18 protein-coding genes are annotated in these 19,343 nt (G+C 42.8%); 7 read left to right on the top strand and 11 right to left on the bottom strand.

What is annotated here, in order from left to right; all coding sequences use genetic code 11:
* Nucleotides 1–184 precede the first annotated feature (184 nt).
* Entirely contained in the window at nt 185–976 is a 792-nt protein-coding gene (locus tag EWV68_RS02465) for a hypothetical protein (protein WP_287168696.1), read from the top strand.
* 67 nt (nt 977–1,043) lie between these two features.
* Here the strand turns inward: EWV68_RS02465 and EWV68_RS02460 are convergent, their stop codons facing one another.
* A complete protein-coding gene (locus tag EWV68_RS02460) occupies nt 1,044–2,021 on the bottom strand; it encodes a phosphate ABC transporter substrate-binding protein (RefSeq protein WP_287168695.1) in 978 nt (325 codons plus the stop codon).
* Nucleotides 2,022–2,127: 106 nt separating this feature from the next.
* Between EWV68_RS02460 and gpmI the strand changes: the two genes are divergently transcribed.
* The 3 genes from gpmI (at nt 2,128) to EWV68_RS02445 (ending at nt 5,175) form a co-directional block, all read left to right on the top strand.
* Nucleotides 2,128–3,726 carry a 2,3-bisphosphoglycerate-independent phosphoglycerate mutase gene (gpmI, locus tag EWV68_RS02455; protein WP_287168694.1) on the top strand — a complete coding sequence of 533 codons (1,599 nt, stop codon included), beginning with the start codon at nt 2,128–2,130 and terminating at the stop codon, nt 3,724–3,726.
* Between the two features lie 498 nt (nt 3,727–4,224).
* Nucleotides 4,225–4,458 carry a preprotein translocase subunit SecG gene (gene secG / locus EWV68_RS02450; RefSeq protein WP_002736485.1) on the top strand — a complete coding sequence of 78 codons (234 nt, stop codon included), beginning with the start codon at nt 4,225–4,227 and terminating at the stop codon, nt 4,456–4,458.
* Nucleotides 4,459–5,175 carry a peptidase gene (locus tag EWV68_RS02445; RefSeq protein ID WP_287168692.1) on the top strand — a complete coding sequence of 239 codons (717 nt, stop codon included), beginning with the start codon at nt 4,459–4,461 and terminating at the stop codon, nt 5,173–5,175. It begins immediately after the preceding gene.
* A gap of 261 nt (nt 5,176–5,436) precedes the next feature.
* Here the strand turns inward: EWV68_RS02445 and EWV68_RS02440 are convergent, their stop codons facing one another.
* From EWV68_RS02440 to EWV68_RS02430, 3 genes are all read right to left on the bottom strand, one after another.
* A complete protein-coding gene (locus EWV68_RS02440) occupies nt 5,437–5,646 on the bottom strand; it encodes a hypothetical protein (protein WP_002761322.1) in 210 nt (69 codons plus the stop codon).
* A gap of 218 nt (nt 5,647–5,864) precedes the next feature.
* On the bottom strand, nt 5,865–8,354 hold the full coding sequence (locus EWV68_RS02435; protein ID WP_287168691.1) for a S8 family peptidase: 2,490 nt from the start codon (nt 8,352–8,354) through the stop codon (nt 5,865–5,867).
* 14 nt (nt 8,355–8,368) lie between these two features.
* Nucleotides 8,369–9,355, bottom strand: coding sequence for an AAA family ATPase (locus tag EWV68_RS02430; protein WP_002798035.1), 987 nt, complete (start codon nt 9,353–9,355; stop codon nt 8,369–8,371).
* 370 nt (nt 9,356–9,725) lie between these two features.
* Between EWV68_RS02430 and EWV68_RS02425 the strand changes: the two genes are divergently transcribed.
* The gene (locus EWV68_RS02425; protein WP_287168690.1) at nt 9,726–11,777 is read left to right on the top strand and encodes an NAD(P)H-quinone oxidoreductase subunit 5; all 2,052 of its coding nucleotides are present in this window, start codon (nt 9,726–9,728) and stop codon (nt 11,775–11,777) included.
* On the opposite strand, the gene EWV68_RS02420 is transcribed toward EWV68_RS02425, so the two are convergent.
* From EWV68_RS02420 to EWV68_RS02395, 6 genes are all read right to left on the bottom strand, one after another.
* The gene (locus EWV68_RS02420) at nt 11,724–11,966 is read right to left on the bottom strand and encodes a hypothetical protein (RefSeq protein ID WP_287168689.1); all 243 of its coding nucleotides are present in this window, start codon (nt 11,964–11,966) and stop codon (nt 11,724–11,726) included. The genes EWV68_RS02425 and EWV68_RS02420 overlap by 54 nt on opposite strands.
* 523 nt (nt 11,967–12,489) lie before the next feature.
* A complete protein-coding gene (locus EWV68_RS02415) occupies nt 12,490–13,530 on the bottom strand; it encodes a sulfate/molybdate ABC transporter ATP-binding protein (protein WP_287168688.1) in 1,041 nt (346 codons plus the stop codon).
* Nucleotides 13,531–13,610: 80 nt separating this feature from the next.
* A complete protein-coding gene (gene cysW, locus EWV68_RS02410; protein WP_002797969.1) occupies nt 13,611–14,453 on the bottom strand; it encodes a sulfate ABC transporter permease subunit CysW in 843 nt (280 codons plus the stop codon).
* 41 nt (nt 14,454–14,494) lie between these two features.
* Nucleotides 14,495–15,337, bottom strand: a complete 843-nt coding sequence (gene cysT, locus EWV68_RS02405; protein ID WP_061432101.1) for a sulfate ABC transporter permease subunit CysT — start codon at nt 15,335–15,337, stop codon at nt 14,495–14,497.
* Between the two features lie 19 nt (nt 15,338–15,356).
* Entirely contained in the window at nt 15,357–15,698 is a 342-nt protein-coding gene (locus tag EWV68_RS02400) for an NIL domain-containing protein (protein ID WP_002768372.1), read from the bottom strand.
* An 11-nt stretch (nt 15,699–15,709) separates the two neighbouring features.
* A complete protein-coding gene (locus EWV68_RS02395; RefSeq protein ID WP_287168687.1) occupies nt 15,710–16,753 on the bottom strand; it encodes a sulfate ABC transporter substrate-binding protein in 1,044 nt (347 codons plus the stop codon).
* 170 nt (nt 16,754–16,923) lie between these two features.
* Here EWV68_RS02395 and EWV68_RS02390 point away from each other — a divergent pair, with 170 nt between their 5' ends.
* Nucleotides 16,924–17,703 carry a Crp/Fnr family transcriptional regulator gene (locus EWV68_RS02390; RefSeq protein ID WP_190722456.1) on the top strand — a complete coding sequence of 260 codons (780 nt, stop codon included), beginning with the start codon at nt 16,924–16,926 and terminating at the stop codon, nt 17,701–17,703.
* A 226-nt stretch (nt 17,704–17,929) separates the two neighbouring features.
* On the opposite strand, the gene rnc is transcribed toward EWV68_RS02390, so the two are convergent.
* On the bottom strand, nt 17,930–18,610 hold the full coding sequence (gene rnc, locus EWV68_RS02385) for a ribonuclease III (RefSeq protein ID WP_287168686.1): 681 nt from the start codon (nt 18,608–18,610) through the stop codon (nt 17,930–17,932).
* A gap of 58 nt (nt 18,611–18,668) precedes the next feature.
* Here rnc and EWV68_RS02380 point away from each other — a divergent pair, with 58 nt between their 5' ends.
* Complete coding sequence (locus EWV68_RS02380; RefSeq protein WP_287168685.1) at nt 18,669–19,223, top strand: hypothetical protein; 555 nt, start codon at nt 18,669–18,671, stop codon at nt 19,221–19,223.
* The last annotated feature ends 120 nt before the right edge of the window (nt 19,224–19,343 follow it).

The following is a 19,343-nucleotide window of genomic DNA, read 5'->3' as shown; positions in this document are numbered from 1 at the left end:
TAGGGCTAATTGTGCATCTGCTGGGCAAACAAATTAGCCTGTAATTCAGAGCCGGCAATCGTTTTGACGATTTAGATAAAATTTTCAATGTGACACTTTAGGGTGCGGAATGTGGGATCCAGATAAATAAGAAATGATAGAATCCTAACACCTCTTTTCTGCGCTCACAACTAGGCTGTTTGTCATGGCTGAACCCCAGACTACCCCTGAATACAATCCCCTCGGCAAACTCCTCGGCGTGCTGGCATTGTTAGCCGCCGGCCTGTACTTTACTGGATGGACTTATCGCTGGACTTACTTCAGCTTCTTTCAACTCGAAGTCACCACCCTTAACCTACCCGGCGAATCCTTTTATCTTGCCGCCTTTCAAACCTTTTTCGGGGAACCCCTCGCCTTCCTGAGAACCATTCTCGTTTTGAGTGTGACAGTCTTCGCTATTCTCGTCACCTTGCACTGGGGTCAAAAATGGGGCAGTAAATACCTACGAAGATTGCCCTTTACTTTCAATGAAGCCCAGACAAAGATTCTTAACTTTCTCGCCTCTCTGCTGAATGAGCTAATTATCGTCCTCTTTATTCTCACGGCCCTCTTTTGGCTGGCCCGTTGGCAAGCCCAAGCGGATGCTTGGAAAGATGCCATCAACGAAACCTCTTCACTGCCCGTCGTCACCCTTCTGATGTCTAAAAATGCCCCTTTAGGACGCAAACTCGATAACCCCCTCGATAACCCGACTGACTTGCGGATCATCGGCGATCGCAAAGCCTACGATCGCCTCCTTGGTGAAGAACTCACCGACCTCAGCGACCCCAACAAACCCAGAGTTTGGCGACTTCTCCTCAAAGGAGACGGTTATGCCTATATTTTCCCCGCCTTACCGAAAAAAGCTCCCCAGTTGATCATTCCCGTGGCGATCGTTTATGAAAAAGATAATGGTGTTCAGCTAACCATTCTCAATGCCTCCCCGTCTCCACAGTAAAATAGGCAATGCTCACCCTAGTCATGCAAGGCGTAAAATTTCCCAGATTTTCAGATATTCTCGCTAACTACTTTTGTAGGTCTTCATTGGCCCGAAAAATCGCTTCTTGACCATCACTAGAGGCCACAAAACCCATAAAAGCTTTGACCGCTTCACTAGCAGGTTCTTTGTAAACGTAGTAAAGGGTACGCTGCCAGGGATAATTAGGTTCACTGGCTGAAATTCCGTCCACAGCGAGCGCCCTGACGGTTTTTTGGTCGGCGATTTGGCTATAGGTTGCGTAACTAATGCCATTCAGTCCTAAAACTCGCAAAATTGGGGTGGTGGCATCCCTCTCCATCATTTTAAAATTAGTTCCCCTACCAAATTCTCCCCCTTGCAGCACTTCCTGACGAAAACTTTGATAAGTGCCACTAATAGGAGGACGATTAATCACTTGAATAGTAGCAGCAGAACCGCCCACCTCGGACCAAGAGGTGATTTTTCCGGTAAAAATATCTTTAACTTGGGCAGTGGTTAACCCCCCCGCAAAGGGATTTTTTACTCCCACTACAACAGCGATCGCATCTCGAACGATCGGACTAGAAGCCAATCCCTGAGAGCGTTCTGACTCGGTTAAAGGTCGTGACACCGCCGCAATATCGATCGCCCCCCGGGACACTTCCTCTAATCCCTTATCAGATCCTTGAGCATTTGTCAAGACCTCTACCCCCTGAAATTTGGCCGTTAAAGCGGCTTTTAAGGCTTGATTAATCTGTACCATACTGGTGGAGCCGTTAATGCGAATTGTCGTGCCACTGGGGATAGAAGTCTGTGGGGCAAAACTAACCACTTCCTGGGGGGAAGGGGGAGGGGGTAGGGGAGAGGAGGCACTTCCCGATGTGGGGGATTTTTGCGGACTTTTACTGCTGCCACAGAGAAAGAATTCTTGACCCGCAGCACATTGACTTTGCAGCCAGAAGTAACCCCCACCTAAAATGCCCGCAGTGGCTAAAAGAGCGATTATTAAAGCAGTTGTTTCGTTTTTTTGAGACATACCCATCATTTGCTGACATTAGGGGGTCGATCGCCAGGAGACCAGTGATCAATGGAAGTTTCGATGATATTATCTTAGTGCATGGAAATCCACTCTTAATTTAGGACTGTATATCATGACCCACGCACCTATATCCCCAGTCGTGCTGGTTATCCTTGATGGTTGGGGTTATCGCCCGCAAAGGTCGGATAATGCGATCGCAATGGCGAAAACCCCGATTATGGATAGTCTCTGGGAAGTTTATCCCCACACCTTAATCCGCACCTCCGCTAAGGATGTGGGACTACCGGAAGGACAGATGGGCAACTCGGAAGTTGGCCACCTGAATATCGGAGCGGGGCGAGTTGTACCACAGGAGTTAGTACGAATTTCCGATGCGATCGAAGATGGTTCGATTCAACAAAATCAGGCTTTATTAAAACTCTGCGCCGAGATTCGCCCTAAAAAAAGCAAATTACACCTGATTGGTTTATGTTCCGAGGGAGGAGTCCATTCCCATCTCGATCACTTACTGGGATTATTAGACTTAGCGAAAGTGCAAGGGATTAGCGATGTCTGCATTCATGTCATCACCGATGGTCGCGATACTAATGTCACCGACGGAATGCCGGCGATTAAACGGATTCAAGAACATATTAATAAAATCAAACTCGGTCGCCTGGTGACTCTCAGTGGCCGTTATTATGCCATGGATCGGGATCGCCGTTGGGATCGGGTGGAAAAAGCCTATAACGTGATGACCAGTGATCAAGGTATCGACGGGCGATCGATTACTGAAGTATTACAGGCATTTTATGATCAAAATATTACCGATGAATTTATTCCCCCCACCAGAATTGCACCGGGGGCGATCGAAGCGGACGATGGGGTGATATTCTATAATTTCCGTCCCGATCGAGCTAGACAGTTATGTTATGCCCTGACTATGCCCGATTTTGAAGATTTCGATCGAGATTTAATTTCTCCGCTTAGTTTTGTTACTTTCACCCAATACGATCCGAAATTACCGGTAGATGTGGCCTTTGCTCCCCAGAATTTAAATAATATTTTAGGACAGGTGATCGCTCAACAGGGATTAAAACAGTTTCGTTGTGCGGAAACCGAAAAATATCCCCACGTCACCTACTTTTTTAATGGGGGGTTAGAAAAACCCTTTGAGGGAGAAGTGCGCGAATTAATTCCTAGTCCAAAAGTCGCCACCTATGACCAAGCTCCGGCCATGTCGGCAGCCGCGGTGACAGAAGCGGTCTGTGGGGCGATCGAACAGGGGATCTATAGTCTCGTGGTAGTCAATTACGCTAACCCCGATATGGTGGGTCATACGGGCATTTTAGACGCGGCCATGAAAGCAGTGGAAACGGTGGATCTATGCTTGGCTAAGTTGTTAAGTAGCATCAATAAATTGGGGGGAACAGTGTTAATCACTGCCGACCACGGTAACGCGGAAACGATGGTGGATGAGTCGGGTAATCCTTGGACCGCCCACACGACTAATCCCGTTCCTTTAATTTTAATTGAAGGGGAAGGGAGAAAAATACCCGGCCACGGTGGCGATGTGCAGCTGCGGGATGATGGTCGTTTAGCCGATATTGCCCCCACTATCCTGGAAATTCTCGCTATTCCCGTCCCGATAGAAATGACTGGGCGATCGCTGATTAAACCGGCCGAAGTGGAAATTAAAGCCAGTCGCACTCCCGTCCGCATCTCGCTTTAACAGTGATCAGTAATCAGTAATCAGTGGAAATAATTAAAAAATTGGCTAATTAGGGTTTGCGGCAAAAAGTAGGGGCGAAGCATTCGGATAGAAAATCTCCGGTTTCACCGATAGGTTATTGCCCGAATGCTTCGCCCCTACAGGACGCGGGCCGATGAAGACGCAAGGTTTGGAAGCACGATTCTCTCAAAATCTTGCACCTGTTTCGCGAAACAAGACCCTACAACCCTTACCTCGTCTATATTTCACCATTATTCAGCAAGCCCTAATTAGCAGAAAAATGACCAATAAAAACCGCTCTCTTGTAGTTATGCTGATCAGCAAATCTTATCGAAGAAAGGGCGTAGGGCATCTTTGAATGTAAGATAATGAACATTTTTCAGCCAATTTCCGAGAGAGCCATAAAAATTTAAAACTTACATCTGATAACTGATAACTGATAACTGATAACTGATGATAACTGCTATACTTTGTAATGGAAAATAGAGAGTAATAATCATGACAGTGGTGCTGGTAGTACAGATTATTTGGGCGCTGGCGGCGGCCTTTCTGGCGATTTTGGTGTTATTACACAGTCCCAAAGGGGATGGTATTGGCGGTATTGGCGGCCAATCACAGATTTTTACCAGCGCAAAAACGGCGGAAAAAACCTTAAATCAGGTGACTTGGGCGTTGGGGACGGTATTTATCACCCTAACTATTGTACTAAGTGCCGGCTGGTTAAATCGCTAAATGCTAAGAGGTCGGTTCTCTTTTCTAGGACTCGCAGCCTTGGCGAGTCTTTTGCTGTTTTCCTATTCTTTGATCGCCGACAGTCGATCGCTACCAGAGTTAAAAACCCATCCTTTACCCGCTAATTTAGCCCAATGGCAAGAGCAAAACCAGTCCGGGGATTATTTTGATGCTGTGGAAATCAGTCCCGTGGGGGCGTTGATTTGGTCGCAATTTCCCGTGAAGATTTATGTTCACAGCGATCGCAGTTCTTTGCTGAGTTTGGTACAACAGGCGATCGCTGAATGGGGGCAGTATTTGCCGATGGAGTTGGTCAATCGGGCAGAATTGGCCGATATCCTCATTAAACGGGAGTTACCGCCGTCGGGAGTCCGTTTTAATGCCGAAACGGGTAAGTTAGAACTGCCCCGGGTGCGTTCTGCCATAACACAATACGAGATTTTTGTCAAGGAAAATCGCTTAACTCATCGGATGAGTATCCAGATTAGTCCCAATTTAGCCGATCGGTCGGCCTTAGCGGCAGCGCGGCACGAATTAGGTCACGCTTTGGGAATTTGGGGTCATAGTCCCCTAGAGACGGATGTGATGTATTTCGCTCAAACTAGAGATATTGCCCCGATTTCTAGCCGGGATATTAACACTTTAAAAAAGGTTTATCAGCAGCCAACTAAGTTAGGTTGGCAGATGGATAAGCTAGGGTATCTAATACCTGAATAGGTAAATATTGCTCTTCAGTCGGTTCTGCTATTAAAAAGTATAAGTTATGGATATACTTAGTATAACTGACTAAGATCCAGAAGATTAACCATCGCTTAAACCTCTATTTCCTCTAGCCATGTTTTAATCGCACTGATTAACTTGGGTTGCTGGGGAGGGGTGTTGCTGACTCAAGCTATGAATGCCAACTGTGCATCCTATCCAAAAGTTAGTTTAGCTCTAGGTTTTAAAAACCCCACACAAGAAGATTCCTATTGCAAATCAGCAACCCCAATCTTTGCCACCCTCGACAACTAAGCCAATACTAGAAACATATTGTACGGGTTTGCCTAACATTAAGGGATCTATTTCTCCCCAATCGTAAGGTTCATAATCTTCTAAACGAGATAGTTCGCTATCTAACCAATCATCTCTAGGGGCTGTTTTTTCTGAGGGATTGGGCTGTTTCAGGGAGTCTAAGGGTTTAGTCATGGGGAAAAAATGTCCTATACACAAACATTTTACCCACTATTGACTAACTTTTTAGTTCATCTACACCTCTATTTCCTCTAGCCATGTCTGAATCACGCTGATTAAGTTGGGTTGTTGGGGAGGGAAGGTGAAAAAGTTGGTAGGGAAACTGACAGAAAATCGTTACCAATTGTCTCAATTCCTGAGATATATTTAATGGATGAAGTTCGATGTAAAGATTAAATCTCTGTTTCTATTGGTATGTTAGTGGGTGTATCTTGACTGATTAAAATTAAATTAGATACAGGGGTGTAAATATCACACTCAATTTCTGGTACTCGAATCGTTACAATTAATGTATAGCGAACAGGTTGATCATGGCGTTCCTCTTGTGTTTGTTCTTTCCACCATCCACCAACAGGATAAACGCCTATCATTCCTCTACTTGCTAAATCGACGGCCGTTCCTGTCCATATATCAGAATGAAGTGAACCTTGACTCCTTAAATAAGGACCCAAAAACCAGTTATCTTCCTCTTTACTGGTAGAACTATGTTCTTCTTCGTCTCTGGTAGCTTTATTAATTCTTTTTTGAAATTCTTTATTAGTTTCTGAAGGTTTTTTTACTTCAAATCTGAGTCCATAAGAGGCATAACGGTGTTTTCTTTTATAGCCACGGTTCCCTGGATCAGGTTCAATAAAATACGATAAAGTTACTCTTAATTCTACCTTGGCTTCTCCTAATTGTTCTAGCTTTTCTTTTGGCCAGGGTAAGCTATGAAGATTCATTTTGTTTGTCTTAATGACACTACCATCTTTTTTAAAAGGTGTCAATTGATCTTCAATAACCATTGTTAAGTCACTATTTGAACTTTTTAAAGCTCTGTCTAAATCAGGAACACCATATCCATAGCGACGAATCAAATTTTTTTTATCTTGCTGCTTCAATTTCTTTGGAAAATTAGCTCTCATCCTAACAGTCCATTCGGCTGAATGAACAATTAAAGCGCGTATTGTTTCTGGCCAATATTTGGGATTTTCTGAAAGAATTCGAGCAGCCATATAACTAGCGAGTGCAGTTGCACAACTGGTATCTGACATGGATTCAAAGAATCTTTTATCGGGACGATAATAAGTGGTCAAGAGAGATAAATCGTCAATTATTTGTGCAGAATTTTCCCCATCTGAGGCATAATTTCCTCCTTCACAAACAATATCAGGACGAATTGGCCATTGATTTTCCCAAGAAACAGAAGTACGACTTCTAGGAGATAAATCACCCCAAGGAGCGATAGGTTGCCAACCTTGAAAGTCGGGATGACTGATATTAACTTTTTCAGTATAAGCTCCCACAACAAGAGCATTCCAAGCTTGTGCTGGGTTTTCAATTGTTGCCACATCATTGCGGGTTAAATAATCAGATAAAGATATTTCTTCTCTGATATTTCCTGCTGAAATAATGATTAATCGTTTAAAATTATCTTCACCAAAAGATAGTTGATCTATTGCGGCTGACCATGAGGAGGGAGTTCCATAATTTGGTGATGGATGCTCGCTAGTTACAGCCATACAGAAAATACGTTTTCGCTTGTGATTTTGTATTTCTGGGAGAGAGATTGCTTGCTCTGTAATTGCGCCATAAAGTTCAGGATCATTTTGTCCGACAGGAGGGAGAATTTTAACTGATTCTAAACGGTGAATAAGCGTTATATATCCTTGTGTTTGTAAAGCCTCATATAAATCAGAATATAGAATTAGTCCTGCCATTTGAGTACCATGTCCATGATGATCATGGTCTTCCCAATTAGGATCACAAGTATGTAAGTCACTAATATCAAGACCTTTCCCAATAAGTTTATGTCTCCAATTAACGCCTGTATCAAGAAGACAGACAGCAACAGCATCATCTTGAGGAGGTAAAGTTCGATTACATAAATCCTCTACCCATTGTTCCTGTTCAAGTGATCTCATATTAAGAAAAAAGGAAGGCGTCTCTTTAGCAATTCTTAATTCGGCAACTGTATCAGAATTTTGAATAACTTGCTTTATTTTTTCTACATTAGCCATAGCTAAAGTAACAGTTCTTTCGAGAAAATGTATATGAGATTTAGTCAGAATATCGAGTCTTTGAGCAATAGTTTGAAAATCTTCAAGTTGTCCATGACGTAACCATACTTCCCACCAGATTGCTTGTCCATTCTGAGGAAATAAAGCAGGATCATCAGTAAATAATGATTGAACTGTACCAATTTCAACGTTTTCTAGTCGGGTTATTAGGGCTGCATTTTTTGGCTTTCCTTTTGTTGTTTCTTCATCACGATATTGTTCTACTTTTTTCTCAAAAAATTCTATCGCTGACTCTGGTACAAAAACCGTAGCTTTAACTGTGTCTTCTTGGTCAGAAGAAGGCTTAACAGCAACTAATTCAATTTTTTTAGTTTTATTTTCTAAGCTGTCAAAAGCATTCGCTTGATCTTTTGTTACCTGAAATTCTAAATAGAATCCGGGTTGTCCGACGGCAATTTCCGATAAACGGGATTCTAATTGTTGACGAGCTTTCGTAATCGCTTCACCAATAGCAAGTTCTAATTTTGCAGCGTGTTCTATTCTGTTCCGATCGAGTGGTGGTGGAGCATTAACTGAGCGCGGTGAAGTATAATTAATGCTTGAGCGAAATCGAGGGTTATTCCGTAGATACAAGTGAGGAAGACGGCGAGAACGTTGCGACATTATGGGATTAGGTTTTATTCATTGAAGTTCAGATCCTTACGTTCCATAATAGCTGAAATCAGAGAATCTTCGCTCACCTTCTGACTATTTGACAAAACAGCTTGCTTGGCTGCGTCATCTGTCGCTCTGACAATTTCAGCTTGAGCGAGTCCATTGGCTTGATTAAGAATGTTTGACCAATCTTTCCAGTCAATTTCAAAAGAAATAAGACGAGATTCAATCAATTCACGAATAATTGCGGCATCGGGAAGCTGATATTCAATTACATCATCAAAACGCCTAAAAAGAGCTTTGTCTAGTAACTGAGGATGATTAGTTGCTGCCAAAATCAAACTATCCCCTTGCTCTTGTTCTAAAAACATCAAAAAAGAATTGAGAATGCGACGAATTTCTCCCACGTCGTTAGAATTATGACGTTGAGTCCCAATCGCATCAAATTCATCAAAAAAATAGACCCCTTTTGTTATTGTCATTGCCTCAAAAATCACTTTTAAACGACTAGCCGTTTCTCCCATATACTTGCCCATTAGACTATCGTATAAAGTCGTAAACAAAGGTAATTTAAGCTCTCCTGCTAAAGCTTCAGCCGTCATTGTTTTACCAGAACCCGGTGGACCTACTAACAACAGTTTCCGACGAGGCATAAGATTATGTTCTCTGAGTCTTTTTCCTTGTCTTTGTTCAGTTAATACTCGTTTAAGTCTAAATTCAAGGTCAGAGGTTAAAATCATATCCGATAATCGAATATCGGGATATCTGACCGAAACCAGATTGGCTAAATCTCCTTTTGGTTGTACTAAAGGAATTGGATCAGATTTTTTTTCAATAACCGATTTACTAGCCTTTGCTTGGTCAATTAATTCGCGAATTTCTTGGGCTAACTTACCATGTCCTTGTCTTGCTTCGTGTGCAGCCATCTGTAGGGCAGCAGAATAAAATTGCTGCTCTTCTCCTTCTACATGACTTTTTAGAAGTGCTAGGATATGGCGAGCGGTGGACATGATACCTCGTTAAGTTAAACTCCCCATCATACTCAATGATTTTAACTGTGACAGGCACTATATAAAGAATGATTTCCCTTTTAGACTAATTTTGATCGGTATAGTTAAATTGTACTAAATAAATTGTCGTATTAGCTAGGGGAAACCCGTATTTGGTCTTTCTCTTGCTTTCGTGGTTATTCGATAATTTTCCCGCTTCTCCCTAAAAATTACCGTCCCGCTCGCTAAACTGCCAAATTGATAAGATCCTTTGACCTTTCGCCGCCCTATTGAGCAAAACTAGGTATAAACACTTTCTTAAGAATTAACCTATGTCACAATAGATGAAGATAAACCAAATAGTGTGAAGTTGTAAACTAGGTATTACTGAATGGAACCGCTTTATCAGTACGCGTGGCTAGTTCCCGTCCTGCCTTTGGTAGGCGCTACCCTAGTCGGCGCGGGCTTAATTTCCTTTAATGAAGTCACCAATCGTCTGCGACAGGTGAATGCTGTATTAATCATTTCTACCCTCGGCGCGTCGATGGTGCTGTCTTTTGCGCTGCTGTGGAGTCAAATCAATGGACACGCTCCCTACAACCAAATGATCGATTGGGCATCGGCGGGTAACTTTCACCTGAAAATGGGTTATACGATCGATCACCTCAGTGCTTTAATGTCGGTTATCGTCACCACCGTGGCCTTTTTGGTGATGATTTATACCGATGGTTACATGGCCCACGACCCCGGTTATGTGCGTTTTTACGCCTATCTGAGCATTTTTAGCAGTTCTATGCTCGGTTTGGTCATCAGTCCCAACCTCGTCCAGATCTACGTTTTCTGGGAATTGGTGGGGATGTGTTCCTATCTGCTGGTAGGTTTCTGGTTCACTCGTCCGGCGGCTGCCGAGGCCTGTCAAAAAGCCTTTGTTACCAACCGCGTCGGCGATTTTGGCTTATTACTAGGAATGCTGGGTCTTTTCTGGGCTACCGGCAGCTTCGAGTTTGATATCATGGGTGAACGTCTAGAGGAATTAGTCTCTTCTGGAGCCATTGCCAGCAGTTTAGCGGCATTATTCGCCGTTTTAGTCTTCCTTGGACCCGTGGCCAAATCAGCCCAGTTTCCCCTTCATGTCTGGCTACCAGATGCCATGGAAGGTCCGACCCCGATTTCGGCCCTCATTCACGCCGCCACGATGGTGGCCGCTGGAGTTTTCCTGATTGCCCGGATGTATCCCGTTTTTGAGCCAATTCCCACGGCGATGACGGTAATTGCTTGGACGGGGGCTTTTACTGCCTTCCTAGGGGCAAGTATCGCCCTCACCCAGAATGATATCAAAAAGGGTTTAGCCTATTCCACCATCTCCCAATTGGGTTATATGGTTATGGCTATGGGTATCGGCGCTTATAGTGCGGGGTTATTCCACCTGATGACCCATGCTTATTTTAAAGCGATGTTGTTCCTCGGTTCTGGTTCGGTCATCCACGGTATGGAGGATGTGGTCGGTCATGAGCCGGTTTTAGCGCAAGATATGCGAATGATGGGCGGTTTACGCAAGTATATGCCCATTACTGCCCTAACTTTCCTGGTGGGAACTCTGGCCATCTGTGGGATTCCTCCTTTCGCTGGTTTCTGGTCGAAGGATGAAATTCTCGGTTTAGCTTTTGAGGCGAACCCGTCCTTATGGTTAATCGGTTGGGCTACTGCGGGTTTAACAGCTTTTTATATGTTCCGGATGTACTTTAACACTTTTGAAGGGGAGTTTAGAGGGACTAATAAGGAGATTAAACGCCGACTGTTAGCCAATGCGGGCGCGATTCCGGCTTTTGGACCGGGGGCAATGAATGTTAAGCAATTAGACTCGGAAGCGCAGGAAGAAGACAACCACGGCCATCATGCCCATGAACCCCACGAATCGCCAATTACTATGACTTTACCTCTCATGATTTTGGCGGTTCCCTCTTTGTTAATCGGTTTGGTGGGTAAACCTTGGCAGAATTTCTTCGAGGGTTTTATTCATGTTCCTAACGAAGTAGTGGAAGAAGTTCATGCTTTTGATTGGACAGAGTTTCTGATTATGGCGGGTAATTCGGTGGGGATTGCTTTAATCGGGATTACTGTCGCTTCTTTGATGTATCTCCAGAAGAAAATTGACCCCGCAACTATTGCCGAAAAATTCCCCGTTTTGTATCGTTTTTCCCTGAACAAGTGGTACATTGATAATCTCTATGATCGAGTTTTTGTCCAGGGTTGTCGTCGTCTCGCACGGCAAATTATGGAAGTGGATTATCGCGTTATCGATGGGGCAGTGAATTTAACTGGTTTAGCTACTCTTGTCAGTGGTGAAGGTCTTAAATACCTCGAAAATGGTCGCGCCCAATTCTACGCTTTAATTGTCTTTGCCGCAGTTTTGGGTTTGGTAATTGTCTATAGTCTGGTGTAGATTTTTAATCGGTTGACTAAAGATTTTTAGGGGCGCAAAGCCCCTTTTTTTAGCAGTTTTTTTGTTTATATAGGGCTTGCTGAATAAATCTAAATCGGGGGAAAATTCAGGTACTTTTTCCCTGAAAATTAGGTAGTTGACCACCTGAAAATCGGTAAAACCCCACACCCCACACCCCACACCCCACACCCTGCCCCTAGGAAAAGCTTTTTCAGCAAACCCTATATAGGGCTTGCTGAATAATGGTAAAACCCTTTTAAAATAAGGCTTTTGACCTGTTAAAATCCGATGTTAGTGCAAGAATATAGGATTAAGACCTTCAAAAACCTGGCATTATCCTTCTTTTAGTACATAAACTGGTACGAAAAAAGAGGGCAACAAAGCCTGAAACGACCGGCTACTGACTCGGAGACTCCTAACGACCGACTCCTAACCCCACCAACAAACTTTTTCAGCAAACCCTATTTAAACCGCTTATACTAAATCCGTTGAGTATAGGCTACTTATAGAGGAGAGGCACTCATGCAAGAGGCACTCATGCAAAAGGGGGAATAAATAATCAGTTTTTAATAACGGGATTTAGTATTAGATATGTGTAATTAATTGTGTCTAGCTGCTTATAATTTTCTTACCAAAACTAATAAAAGAGCTTCAAGACCAAATTAAGTTGTACTTCATCTTTATGAAAAACTCTTTAATATACCTGGAGTTTTTAAATTGAGTAATCGATAACTTTCTCACTTTTATTGTCAAAATCAGTGAGTAAGGTCGCTTTTCTCGGTTTTAAATGTACCGTTTGTTCTGGTTGTAACTGTAATTGCTTGTATTCCTCACGATTGAGATAAGCCACCACCATTTCCCCATCGGCTAACATTAATTCTACTTGTATTTCCCAGCCTAAATGAATAACTCTTTTTACCACTGCCCAACTATTCAACCCATCTTGTTCGGGCATAATTTCCAGGTCGTGGGGACGGATAAAAACGGTGGAATTATCCCCCGGATGATGTCCATTTCCTAATCCCGCTAGATTAGGTAAGATATTCACTTCCCCAATAAACTGCATCACAAAAGGTGTGGCTGGATGATCGTAAATTTCGGCGGGAGAACCCACCTGTTCAATTTTACCATGATTCATCACGACAATCGTATCGGCTACTTCCATTGCTTCCTCTTGATCGTGGGTAACAAAAACACTGGTAACGTGAACTTCTTTATGTAAATTTCTCAGCCATACCCTTAATTCTTTTCTAACTTTTGCATCTAAAGCTCCAAAGGGTTCATCCAATAATAATACATTCGGTTGAATTGCTAAAGCGCGGGCTAAAGCTACTCGCTGCCGTTGTCCTCCCGATAATTGGGCGGGGTAGCGATCGCCTAATCCTTGTAATTGAATTAATTCTAATAATTCCTCAACTCTTTTCTTAATTACTGGCGATTTTTGCTGGCGAATTTCTAGCCCAAAAGCAATATTTTGACGAACAGTTAAATGTTTAAATAGGGCATAATGTTGAAAAACAAAGCCGATATTTCTCCGTCTAGGATCCAGATGAGTAGTATCTTGTCCGTTAATGATAATTGCGCCACTGTCGGGAGTTTCTAATCCGGCAATTGAACGTAATAAGGTGGATTTTCCCGATCCCGATGGTCCGAGGAGGGCGACTAATTTGCCTTCAGGAATGGTTAAACTGATATTATATAAAGCTTGAAAATTGCCGAAACGTTTAGAAACTTGCTGGATGGTAATACTCATATTTTTAGGTTTTTTGTAGAACGCAGGTTGGGTTGAAGCATGAAACCCAACGCCCGCTCATATTTTTAGGTTTTTTGTAGTTAGGTAGTGTGAATTTTGTGGGCGGTTTTACGTTCGAGAATTTCTTTGATAATTAAAGTAACTCCCGCTAGTAAGGCGAGAATAGCCGCCGCACTAAAAGCGGCAGGAGTTAGATAATTTTTATAGGCCTGTTCTACGAAAATTGGCAGGGTAGCAGTTCTCCCTAAAATACTGCCAGAAACCACAGAAACCGCCCCAAATTCTCCCATCGCCCGGGCATTAGTTAACAGCACTCCGTACATCAATCCCCAACGAATATTGGGTAAAGTTATGCGCCAGAAAATCTGCCAATCACTTGCCCCTAAAGTGCGCCCCGCTTCCTCTTGTTCCAAGCCAATTTCTTCTAAGACTGGGATAACTTCTCTAGCGACAAAAGGCATAGTAACAAATATAGTTGCTAATACCATTCCGGGTAAAGCAAAAAGTATTTTTATATCGAAAAATTCTAGGAAAGAACCTAACCAACCATTGCGCCCATAGAGCAGTACAATCATTAAACCCGCTACCACGGGAGAAACGGCAAAAGGTAAGTCAATTAAACTAATTAATAAAGTTTTGCCACGAAATTGATTGCGAGCAATTACCCAAGCTGCACAAAGTCCAAAAATTGTGTTTAAAGGTACAGTAATTAGAGCAATAATTACTGTTAATTTTACCGCTTCGATAAAGTCAGAAGTTCCCGCCGCTTCTAAAAAAGCTTGGAATCCATTGCGAAAAGCATAGTAAAATACTGCCGCCGCCGGAATAAATAATAATAGTGCCAGATAAACAAGGGCGATGATAATTAGTAGGGGTTTGTAATCCCACTCTTTCGGTTTAGTTGATTTTTTTAGACTCAGCATTTTTGATCTGTCTCCAGTCATACTCTAATATTTTTTACTCTTTACTTAACTCTGTATTTTTGCCCCCATTGCTGCAGGAAATTAATTACTACTAACATGAACAAAGAAACCAGTAATAAAACCATGCCGATTACTGTCGCACCTGTGTAATCATATTCCTCTAGTCTTTGGAAGATTAAAACTGGGGCAATTAAATCCTTAAAGGGAATATTAGAGGAGATAATAACTACGGAACCATATTCACCGATCGCTCTGGCAAAACCGAGGGCAACTCCTGTTAAAATAGCGGGTAGTATTGTGGGAAAAATAACTCGCCAGAAGATTTGCCAAGAGGAAGCGCCGAGGGATAAAGCCGCTTCTTCTACTTCTTTTTCCATTTCCTGTAAAACTGGCTGTAAGGTGCGGACAATGAAGGGTAAAGCGATAAATAACATCGCCACAAAAACCCCTAAAATGGTAAAGGATATCTTAATGCCAAAGGGGGCAAAAAATTGACCGAGCCAACCGTTATCACTGTAAACTGTGGCTAGGACTAAACCAGCAACAGAAGTGGGTAAAGCAAAGGGCAAATCCACACAAGCATCGACAATTTTTTTACCCGGGAATCGATAACGCACTAATACCCAAGCGATAATAGTGCCAAAAACTCCGTCAATTAATCCGGCGATTAAGGAAGTCAAAAAAGTGACTTGGTAAGCGGACAAAGAAATCGGTAAAGTGGCAATGCGCCAAAATTCGGCAAAACCAAGAGTTAGGGATTTAGCAAATAGTGCCGCCGCCGGTAAAACCAACAAAACCACTAGATAACTAATGGTAATTACCCAAGGAATAGAAACTTTTTTCAGGGGTTGACTGGGAGATAAAGATAATTGTGGGTTAGCCATTGTTTATTATTGCTAGAGATTACCAATTGTCCGCTTCTTCAAGAACTTGTGCTGAATCATACCAAACTTCTACATCTAAATCTGCCAGATAGGAAAGGGCATTTTCTATCCCTTGGGAGTTGCCTTGTAGTTGTAGATCGAACCAGCCATCTTGATTATTATTTGCCGCTAACAAAGCGGAAAATATATTCACTTTTAGACCTGGAAAAGACCCTAAACGTGCTATAATTGGCTCGTTAATATATTGTTTAGGAATCCGAATTTTTATTCTTCGGGACGTGGGGCGATCAAGTCCAGATTGATCGAGATGTAAGTCACTTTGGGGATGATTAATAGTCTGCCATTGAGGTTGATTATCCATGGTTTTTCTCCTTAGGATTTACCAGCTTTAGTGAGAATTTTATCGAACAAGCCTCCATCATCAAAGAATTGCTTTTGTACCTTATCCCAACCGCCTAAATCCTGCACGGTAAAGAGATTTTTTATCTGAGGAAATTTACTCTCAAACTCTTTAAATACCGTCGGTTCAACGGGACGAAACCCCACCTGAGCAAATTCTCTTTGTGCCTCTGGGGTAAATAAAAACTGCACAAAAGCCTCGGCCACTTTTCTCGTACCTTTTTTATCCACATTGGCATCAACAACCGCCACGGGATTATCAATAGAAATGTTATAATCGGTGGGAACAGTATAAGCTAAATTCTCACCTTTTTGGTTAGCGAGAATCATCTCATTTTCGTAATTAATCAGCACATTTCCCTGGCCTTGTTTAAAAAATACATCACTAGATTCGCGAGCATCTCTAGGTAAAACTGGCGCATTTTTAAACACTTTTTCGACAAAAGTTGGCGCCGCTTGTTCACTGCCTCCCGCTTGCGTCACCGAACCCCAAAGAGCGAGAAAATTCCAGCGCGCTCCGCCAGAAGTCTTGGGATTAGCGGTAATAACTTTAATATTATCCTTGGCTAAATCTGACCATTTATTAATTTTAATATTGGCATCACGAGGAACAAAAGCCACTACAGATTTATGAACAATAGAGTCATTGGGAGCTTCTTTTTCCCAACCGGGTTGAATTAATCCCGCTTGCTCAATTTTCTTGGTATCCAAAGCTAAAGCCAACGCTACCACATCCGCTTCTAAACCATCGATAACGGCACGAGTTTGGGAACCGGAACCACCATAACTCTGTTCAAAAGTTACCTTTTGCCCCGTTTTTTGTTGCCATTCCTCGACAAATTCGGGAATGATTTTTTCGTAGGCACTTTGGGTGACAGCATAGGAAACAAGCGTCACAGTCACGGGTTTTTGGCTGTCATTGCCGCTATTGGTGGGGGATGGGGTGCAGGATACCAGCGTTCCCCCCGTCAGGACAGTTGCCACGAGTAGGGATAAACAAGACTGGGATAACTGCATCGGCGGCGCTCCTAAGATTTACTCTGAGGTTGTATCTGTTTTCAGGTGTAGTTTAATCCTACAGCACAGGAAACAAAATTTCAATACATTTATAAAACAAATTGGGAATAAGGCGATAACAAGGGAAACTGTGAGAAGATAAAATCAGTGCTACATCTAGGTTTGAGACTATGGGTAAGAGCGTCAAGGCCAAAAAAACAACCCTCCTACAACAATTGATTAACCAGAGTTTTCTCTTTCGCGGACTAGAGGAGGCTTGGTTAAGTCAGTATCTGGATGCTGACAATCTCAAGTTAGAGACGCTATTTTCCAATCGTCCCGTCTATACGGCTTTTCTCCCCGATGAATTTCTAGATGTTTTGTATGTGATTTTGAATGAGGGTGTAATCGTCGTCCGCAGCACTCCCCTCGACCGGATTATTGCCATTACCTACCCCGGTGGCTGTTTTGGCATGAGGAGTTTACCCTTTAGTTATGGTTTAGCCAGTCGCGCCTTTCCCTGTTTGGTGGAATCCTATAAAACTACCCACGTCCTGAAAATTCCCTTATCGGCACTAGAAAAGATTTACAACGATAACCAAAGTTTTCGTCAACGGTACTGTTTGTTATTTGAATTACAGCAAAAATTCGAGTATCATTTGCTTAATTGCAGTAGCTATCCACCCCAAGCTGTAGCCACTTTACTCAGAGCTTTAATCTATCAAGAAAGAGAATTAGGCAGTCAACCAGATGCCGAAAATATCTATACTTTTGATTTATCCGTCGATGTGATTGCTCGCGCTTGTCAACTCAATCAACGCACCGTCGAACAGGTATTAAAAGGATTGCAAACCGTGGGATTAATTGCCTCAGAATCGACGGGGGATTTAATTCGGGTACTAGATGCCGAGGGTTTAAAAGAAGTGTACAGTGCCACCAGAGATAAAGTTAATTGGTGGCCCCTAAGATAAGTGGAATTTGCTGAATAAATCTAAAAACTTTGTTGGATAAAAATTTTAGACTTTTTTCCCATCAAAAAGTACCAGCCCTTGGAGTGATCGGGGGGAAATTTAGGCACTTTTTCCCCGAAAATTAGGTAATTGACCCCCTCAAAATCGGTAAAACCCTACACCCTACACCCCACACCCCACACCCCACACCCTGCCCCCACGCAAAACTTTTTGCCGCAAACCCTATTTACTCTGGCAATTGACAGCGCTTTAAGGCATCTTCGGCAGCCGCTTTGGTGGCATCCTGTTTCCGTTTACCTTTACCTGTACCGTAGAGAAGATGATTAACCCGCACTTCGGCAGTAAATTCCCTAGCGTGGGGGGGTCCTGTCACATCGATGATCGCATATTCTGGATTAGAGGCGAAATTGGCCAAGGCCCACTGTTGAAAGAGATTTTTGGCATCGATAAAAGATGGCGATTCCGATTGTTGAGAGACTAAATGAGAGGCTACAGGGATAAAAAGTTGGTGCAGATAGTTTTTAACCGCATTTAACCCCGAATCTAGATAATAAGCCCCAATTATCGCTTCAAAAGTGTCCGCTAATAGGGTAGGATTCGATCGCCCCCGATCTTTAATTGCCCCCTTGCCTAAACGCATTAACTCCCCCAGGCCGATTTCGATGCCCAATTGCGCTAATTGTTCTTCTTTGACCAAATTTGACCGCAAACGGGTTAATTCTGCCTCGTTCATGGCGGGATATTTTTGATACAACAGTTCGCCCACCAAAAAAGCCAAAATCGCATCGCCCAAAAATTCTAGGCGCTCGTTATTTTCCGTCAATTCGGACTGTTCATTGACATAGGAACGATGGGTTAAAGCTTGGGTGAGAAGGAGAGCATTTTGAAAAGGAGGCAAACAAGACATTACAGAAATGATCAAGTCAAGAGCATTTCTTATCTTAATCCGACCCCACCCCGAATAGATGAGACGAACGATCCTTTTTTTACTGTTTTTTCCGGCTAGTTTAGGCATAATCTCCCAAATATTCTCACCGGAAAACCTATCCGCTGCTATTCTTGCCCTAGGTACCCTGGGGATGTGTATGGAACAGGCACGCATGGCAGCGGTGGACTTGGGAGAAATTGCCCAATTTCAGCAAAAAACCAGCGATCCTCGCCTCGATCGCTTTTTTATCGTCACAATTAGTACAATTGTTTTGGAATTAGCGGGCTTTTATGTGGCTGCCCTCTGGATAGGATGGGGAGCTTTAATAGTTTTAGTCAGTCAAATTTGGTTTCATTGTTTAGCCAAAATTCAACTGCAGCCAAGCACGGGAAAAATTATTGACCATGGCATAGGGCCACGTTTACCCATCTTACTCGCTGACGGAATCGGCATAATCTTCGTGGCTTTCTGGTTAGCCAAAATCGCTCCCCTAATTATGGCCATGACTTTAACGACAATGTTATTAATCTACGGCTCTATTAAGTATAGACCTCTTGTCAAAATCAAAAATCTTCCCTTGGTTGAGGAGTAGGTAGCTAGTATTCGGTCGTCAGGAGAATCAAAAATGAGCTTTAATCAATTAAATTCTCTATTTAGAGATTTTATGCCTATTTTTCTCATTTTTGAACTCTCAAAAATTAATTATCGTTGA

This window comes from Microcystis sp. M_QC_C_20170808_M9Col (assembly GCF_007095495.1).
Taxonomy (GTDB): Bacteria; Cyanobacteriota; Cyanobacteriia; order Cyanobacteriales; family Microcystaceae; genus Microcystis; species Microcystis aeruginosa.
Note: the sequence above shows the minus strand (reverse complement) of the source record. Positions and strands in the feature narration are given on the sequence as shown.

Excerpts from the sequence above, each read along its gene's own strand:
- EWV68_RS02445 (WP_287168692.1), top strand. The coding sequence starts at position 4,459 with ATGCTAAGAGGTCGGTTCTCTTTTCTAGGACTCGCAGCCTTGGCGAGT.
- cysW (WP_002797969.1), bottom strand. The coding sequence starts at position 14,453 with ATGCTGAGTCTAAAAAAATCAACTAAACCGAAAGAGTGGGATTACAAA.
- cysT (WP_061432101.1), bottom strand. The coding sequence starts at position 15,337 with ATGGCTAACCCACAATTATCTTTATCTCCCAGTCAACCCCTGAAAAAA.
- EWV68_RS02380 (WP_287168685.1), top strand. The coding sequence starts at position 18,669 with ATGAGACGAACGATCCTTTTTTTACTGTTTTTTCCGGCTAGTTTAGGC.
- EWV68_RS02460 (WP_287168695.1), bottom strand. The coding sequence starts at position 2,021 with ATGATGGGTATGTCTCAAAAAAACGAAACAACTGCTTTAATAATCGCT.
- EWV68_RS02425 (WP_287168690.1), top strand. The coding sequence starts at position 9,726 with ATGGAACCGCTTTATCAGTACGCGTGGCTAGTTCCCGTCCTGCCTTTG.
- gpmI (WP_287168694.1), top strand. The coding sequence starts at position 2,128 with ATGACCCACGCACCTATATCCCCAGTCGTGCTGGTTATCCTTGATGGT.
- EWV68_RS02435 (WP_287168691.1), bottom strand. The coding sequence starts at position 8,354 with ATGTCGCAACGTTCTCGCCGTCTTCCTCACTTGTATCTACGGAATAAC.
- EWV68_RS02395 (WP_287168687.1), bottom strand. The coding sequence starts at position 16,753 with ATGCAGTTATCCCAGTCTTGTTTATCCCTACTCGTGGCAACTGTCCTG.
- EWV68_RS02440 (WP_002761322.1), bottom strand. The coding sequence starts at position 5,646 with ATGACTAAACCCTTAGACTCCCTGAAACAGCCCAATCCCTCAGAAAAA.
- EWV68_RS02430 (WP_002798035.1), bottom strand. The coding sequence starts at position 9,355 with ATGTCCACCGCTCGCCATATCCTAGCACTTCTAAAAAGTCATGTAGAA.
- EWV68_RS02465 (WP_287168696.1), top strand. The coding sequence starts at position 185 with ATGGCTGAACCCCAGACTACCCCTGAATACAATCCCCTCGGCAAACTC.
- EWV68_RS02415 (WP_287168688.1), bottom strand. The coding sequence starts at position 13,530 with ATGAGTATTACCATCCAGCAAGTTTCTAAACGTTTCGGCAATTTTCAA.
- EWV68_RS02390 (WP_190722456.1), top strand. The coding sequence starts at position 16,924 with ATGGGTAAGAGCGTCAAGGCCAAAAAAACAACCCTCCTACAACAATTG.
- secG (WP_002736485.1), top strand. The coding sequence starts at position 4,225 with ATGACAGTGGTGCTGGTAGTACAGATTATTTGGGCGCTGGCGGCGGCC.
- rnc (WP_287168686.1), bottom strand. The coding sequence starts at position 18,610 with ATGTCTTGTTTGCCTCCTTTTCAAAATGCTCTCCTTCTCACCCAAGCT.
- EWV68_RS02400 (WP_002768372.1), bottom strand. The coding sequence starts at position 15,698 with ATGGATAATCAACCTCAATGGCAGACTATTAATCATCCCCAAAGTGAC.